Source organism: Halobacterium bonnevillei (assembly GCF_009831555.1).
GTDB classification, from domain to species: Archaea; Halobacteriota; Halobacteria; order Halobacteriales; family Halobacteriaceae; genus Halobacterium; species Halobacterium bonnevillei.
In genome coordinates, this window is the sequence record NZ_WUUU01000193.1 from 1 (window position 1) to 5,388 (window position 5,388).

At 67.4% G+C, this 5,388-nt stretch carries 5 protein-coding genes and 1 pseudogene; 4 read left to right on the plus strand and 2 right to left on the minus strand.

The window, feature by feature from the left end; genetic code table 11:
• Positions 1 to 209, minus strand: a pseudogene (locus GRX66_RS16200) (hypothetical protein); the annotation flags it as partial.
• Entirely contained in the window at positions 202 to 1,530 is a 1,329-nt protein-coding gene (locus GRX66_RS16205) for a class-III pyridoxal-phosphate-dependent aminotransferase (RefSeq protein WP_159527455.1), read from the minus strand. The gene GRX66_RS16205 and the pseudogene GRX66_RS16200, both read right to left, overlap by 8 nt.
• 125 nt (positions 1,531 to 1,655) lie before the next feature.
• Here GRX66_RS16205 and GRX66_RS16210 point away from each other — a divergent pair, with 125 nt between their 5' ends.
• The 4 genes from GRX66_RS16210 to GRX66_RS16225 all read left to right on the plus strand — a co-directional run.
• Complete coding sequence (locus tag GRX66_RS16210; protein WP_159527456.1) at positions 1,656 to 2,450, plus strand: IclR family transcriptional regulator; 795 nt, start codon at positions 1,656 to 1,658, stop codon at positions 2,448 to 2,450.
• A gap of 456 nt (positions 2,451 to 2,906) precedes the next feature.
• On the plus strand, positions 2,907 to 4,043 hold the full coding sequence (locus GRX66_RS16215; protein WP_159527457.1) for a thiamine pyrophosphate-dependent dehydrogenase E1 component subunit alpha: 1,137 nt from the start codon (positions 2,907 to 2,909) through the stop codon (positions 4,041 to 4,043).
• Positions 4,040 to 5,041 carry an alpha-ketoacid dehydrogenase subunit beta gene (locus GRX66_RS16220; protein ID WP_159527458.1) on the plus strand — a complete coding sequence of 334 codons (1,002 nt, stop codon included), beginning with the start codon at positions 4,040 to 4,042 and terminating at the stop codon, positions 5,039 to 5,041. Before GRX66_RS16215 ends, GRX66_RS16220 begins: the two co-directional genes overlap by 4 nt.
• A partial coding sequence (locus tag GRX66_RS16225) for a biotin/lipoyl-containing protein (protein ID WP_325064157.1) occupies positions 5,031 to 5,388 on the plus strand: 358 nt, incomplete at its 3' end. The genes GRX66_RS16220 and GRX66_RS16225, both read left to right, overlap by 11 nt.

Sequence of the window (5,388 nt, forward strand, 5' to 3'; positions counted from 1 at the left end):
GGCCTCGTCGATGCCGACGCCGGTGACGACGGTGCGTGCTGGACCAGTTCGCGCTCCTCGTGGGCGTGCGGCGTGCTCGACGGTCGCGTGCGGAGGCGCTCGCGGATGGCGGCCGCGTAGTCGGCCATGTCCAGGCCCTCGGTGCCCTCGCGGAGGACGACGACATCCGGCGCGTCCTTCGCCTGGGAACCCGTGCTGTCGTCAGTCATCGGCGACCTCCGCGACAGCGTCGTTCAGCAGGCGCGCGCCCAGGTCGATTTCGCGCTCCGTGACGTCCAGCGGCGGGAGCAGGCGCAGGGTCCGGGCGCCGCAGCCGAGCGTGAGGACGCCGCGGTCGAGGGCGGCCTCCACGACCGCGTCCCGGCGCTGCTTGGCGTCGTAGTCGACGGCGACGAGCAGGCCGAGGTTGCGCGCGTCCTCGACGCAGTCGTGGTGGGTGTCGAGGCGCTCGACCAGCTGGGCGCCGCGCTCGGTCGCGTTCTCCAGGAGGTCGTGCTCCTCGATGGCCTCCAGCGTGAACACGCCCTGCATCGCGGCGATGACGTCGCCGCCGCCCCACGTCGACCCGAGGCGGTTCTTCTCGTCGGGGAACAGCTCCGAGCGGCCGACGGTCGCGCCGACGCGCAGCGCCTTCGCGGACGTGATGATGTCGGGGTCGAATGGGTAGTGGTCGGAGGCCCACATCGACCCGGAGCGACCGACGCCGGTCTGGATCTCGTCGACGATGAGCGGGATGTCGTAGTCCGCGGAGACGCGGCCGACCTCCCGCGCGAACTCGTCGCTGGGGAACCGGTAGCCGCCGACGCCCTGGATGGGTTCCATGACGAGGAACGCCACTTCCGCCGGGTCGATGTGGCCGCCGGGCCCGAGCAGCGTCTCCAGGCGGGAGTCGTCGCCCGCGCGGAACCCGCACTCGCAGGCCCCCTCGCAGGCGCAGAACGGGACCTCCCGGATGCCGGCGAGTTCGGGGTACTTCCGGGTGTAGACGCTCTTCGCGCGGGTCAGCGACAGCGTGCCGAGCGTCCGGCCGTGGAACGCGCCCGTGAACGTGATGCCGTACTTCGGCGACTCGCAGTGGTCGTACGCCACCTTCATCGCGTTCTCGATTGCTTCCGCGCCGGAGTTCGAGAGGAAGACGGTGTCCATGCCGTACTGGCTGGACGCCTCGGTGAGCTTCTGCATCAGCTGCGTGGACCCCGGGAACTCCGGGTCGTCGACGGTGCCGCTCCCGAAGTAGAAGTCCTGGCCCGCGATCTTCAGGGGGTCGACGAGGTCGAACTCGCGGAGTTTGTCCAGAATCTTGGGGTTGTTGTACCCGAGCGGTGCGGCCCCGATGTGGCAGGTGAAATCCAGCATCACGTTGCCGTCGAGGTCGGTCACGAAGGGGCCTTCTGCGTCGCCGGTGACGTCCCAGACGAATTCGTGGGAGTACTCGCTTGGGGCGGCGACGTCCTGGTGGGCGGCGATCCACTCCCGGGACGCCTCCCCGGAGCGGTCCGCGACTGTCGGCTCGGCTGTCTCCCGGTGCATACACGGATTTTGTCTAAAAACACCTTAAGTCTTGCTCTCAGTAGACAGTAAGTGACTATCTCGTCGGTGCGAGTGGTATTTGTCCACGTCAAAACCTATTAGGTATCTCGAACGAATACACCGCTATGGCAACTGACGACTCGGGACGCCGGACGATCGGCGCGGTGGACAAGTCCCTGCGCGTCCTCGAAGCGCTCCGGAGCATGGACGGCGCGACGCTCGCGGAGTTAGCCGAGGAGATCGACCTCTCGAAGGGGGCCCTCCACACGCACCTCGCGACGCTCAGCGACCACGGGTTCGTCGAGCACCGCGGCGATCACTACGCGCTGGGCCGGCGGTTCCTGACGTTCGGCGAGTACGTCCGCAACAGCGTACCGCTGTATCGCGCCGCGAAGGGCGAGGTCGACGAGCTCGCCGCGGAGACCGGCGAGTGCGTCCACCTCATCACCGAGGAGGACGGCCTGGAGTCGATTCTCTACGAGTCGTTCGGCGACCGCGCGGTCGGTCGCGAGTTCTTCCTGAAGAACCGCGAGGAGATGGGGCGGTACCTCCACTACTCGGCCGCCGGGAAGTCGATTCTCTCGCAGTTCAGCGAGGCGGAGATCGACGACCTCGTCGACCGACACGGCATGCCGAAGGGGACCCAGCACACGATCACCGACCGCGAGGAGTTCAAGGCGGAACTGGAGCGCGTACGCGAGCACGGATATGCGACGAACGACGAGGAGGACCTGCTGGGGATTCGCGCCGTCGGCAGCCCGATTTTCAGCCCCGACGGCGAGGTGCTGGGCGCCCTCAGCGTCTCCGCGCCGGCCAGTCGCCTGCAGGGCGACCGGTTCACCGAGGACCTCCCGCGAATCGTCAAGGAGTACGTGAACATCATCGAAGTGAACCTCCAGACGGGCGACGTCTCCGTCTGAGTGCGTTTGCTCTCGTCAAACATCGAGTGTGCGAACGAATACCAAACGGACATATATTACGGATCTATGTCTGTAATGGAATCCGGGGGACGTCGTGCCTCGTCAAAAATTCGTTTGTTCACGTCAAACCCTTCTCCGCCCCGAACTGCCGGAATTCCGGTAACTGGCAGTATATCCATACGAATGTATCCGCGCCCCGCGAGAACCGACCGTCCATCGGACGATTCGCACATTGGGCCAATGGATAGTCACTTGAGTGTGGACGAATTCGCGGCGCGCCCCGCGAATCCCGGCGGTGCTCCCGCGGCGTTCGGACGACCGGCTCCAGATCCGTCAGAGCGGTCCGCAAGCGCGAGCCGTGGAACGGCACCCAAACCAGTGGTACTCCCAGCGCCTGGTGCGTAATTTCCCGCCGTACATATTTTTAAGTCGGGGGCCTTCGTGAGTTGGTCACACATGGCACTCTGGTCCGAAGAGCGACCGTCCGAGGACTTCTATCGGGTGCTGGCCCCCGACGGGACCCTCGTCGGCGACCCGCCCGACCTCGACGACGACGAACTCCGCGAACTGTACTGGACGATGAAGCTCACGCGCGCCTTCGAGGACAAGGCGCTGCGCATGCAGCGCAGCGGCGAAGTCAGCATCATCTCGCGGTGCCGCGGCGAGGAAGCGACGCCCCTGGGGGCTGCCGCCGCACTCTCACCGGGCGACTGGTGTTTCCCGCTCTACCGGCAGCGCTCGGGCCTCGTCTACTGGGGCGTTCCCCTGGACCGCCAGCTCGCGAACCTGATGGGCGCCGAACCCGAGACCATCGACGACCACCTCCCGCTGGACGACGCCACCGAACCGCCGGTGAACTTCTCCCCGGGCTACGTGCCCCTCGGCGCGAACCTCCCGAACACCGTCGGGTCCGCGCTCACGGACAAACTCAACGACCGCGACACCGTCTCCCTGACGTTCGTCGGCGACGGGTCGACCAGCCAGGGCGACTTCCACGACGCGCTCAACTTCGCGGGCGTCTTCGAGGTGCCCGCGGTGTTCATCTGCCAGAACAACCAGTGGGCCATCTCAGTGCCCGCCCACCGCCAGACCGCCTCGGAGACGTTCGCCGAGAAGAGCGACGCGTACGGCGTCCCGAACGAGCGCGTCGACGGCAACGACATCTTCGCCGTCTACGAGAAGGCCACAGAAGCCGTCGAGCGCGCCCGCAACGGCGAGGGGCCGACGTTCGTCGAGTGCGTCACGTACCGCATCGTCGAACACAACACCGCCGACGAACCGAGCGTCTACCGGGACGAGGAACAGCGGGAGTACTGGCTCGAACGCGACCCAATCGACCGCTACGAGGCGTACCTCCTCGCGGAGGGCGTGCTCACCGACGAGGACATCGACGCGATGGAGGACGAAATCAGCGAGGAGGTCGCGTCGGCCGTCGCGGCCGCCCGCGACGTCCCGGAGTCCGCCCCGCACCGGATGTTCGACAACCACCTTCGCGGGGAGTCCTGGAACGAATCCCACCAGCGCGCGGAATTAGAGCGCGAACTCGACGGGAAGAACCCGTTCGTCGACTGGACGGGAGAGGGATTCGAATGAGCGACGCGCAGGTGACCGGCGAGACGACCGAGCGAAACCTCGTCGAGACGATCAACGAGACGCTCGCCGCGGAGATGCGCACCGACGACACCGTGCGCCTGCTCGGCTACGACATCGGCCCCATCGGCGGCGTCTACCGCACCACGGAGGGCCTCATCGACGAGTTCGGCGACGAGCGCGTCATCGACACGCCGCTCTCGGAGAACGGCATCCTCGGCACGGCCGTCGGGATGGCGATGCGCGGCGAGCGCGTCGTCCCCGAGATCCAGTTCATGGGCTTCTTCTACCCCGCGTTCGGGCAGTTCATGTACACGCTCGTGAAGATGCGCGAGCGCTCCGGCGGCGCCGTCGACGTCCCGCTGACCGTGCGGATGGTCTGCGGCGGCGGCGTCAAGTCCAGCGAGTACCACTCCGAGTCCACGGAGAGCTACCTCGTGCACACGCCCGGCGTCCGCGTCGTCTACCCGAGCGGCCCCCGGGAGGCGAAGGGGTTGCTCGCGGCGAGCATCCGCCACGACGACCCCGTCGTGTTCATGGAGCACAAGAAGCTCTACCGGACGCACCGCGAACCCGTCCCCGACGAGGAGTACACGCTCCCGCTGGACAGAGCGCGCGTCGCCCGCGAGGGGGAGGACGTCACGGTCGTCACGTGGGGCGCGATGGTCCGCGAGGCCGAGCAGGCCGCCGACGCCGTGGACGCCGACGTCGAGATACTCGACCTGCGGACGCTGAGTCCGCTGGACATCGAGACGGTCCTGGATTCCGTGAAGAAGACCGGGCGCTGCGTGGTCTTCCACGAGGCGCGGCGGACGCTCGGCCTCGGCGCGGAGTTGACCGCGGTCGTCAACGAGTACGCGTTCGACCGGTTGCTCGCGCCGGTCCAGCGCGCCACCGGCTACGACGTCCACTTCCCGGGCAACCAGATCGAGGGCGAGTACCTGCCGGACGCACAGCGCGCGAAGTACGCGATCGAGGCGGTGATGGGCTATGAGTTCTGAACGACACCGATACGAATTCCGGATGCCGGACCCGGGCGAGGGCTTGACAGAGGCGGAACTGGACGCGTGGCTGGTCGCGGAGGGCGACGAGGTCACCGACGAGGACGTGCTCTGCGAGGTGGAGACGGACAAAGCCATCGTGGAGATTCCCGTCCCCTGCTCGGGAGAAGTCGCGGAACTCCGCGCCGACCCCGGGGACGTCGTCGAGGTCGGCGAGGTCGTCGCGGTCTTCGAGACGGAGAACCCGCCCGGCGGGCAGGTCGCCGTCAGCGAGGACGCCGCCGACGAGGCCGGCGAGTCGGGCGACAAGGCAGCCGAAGCGGCCACGACGAGACGGCCGACGAAGC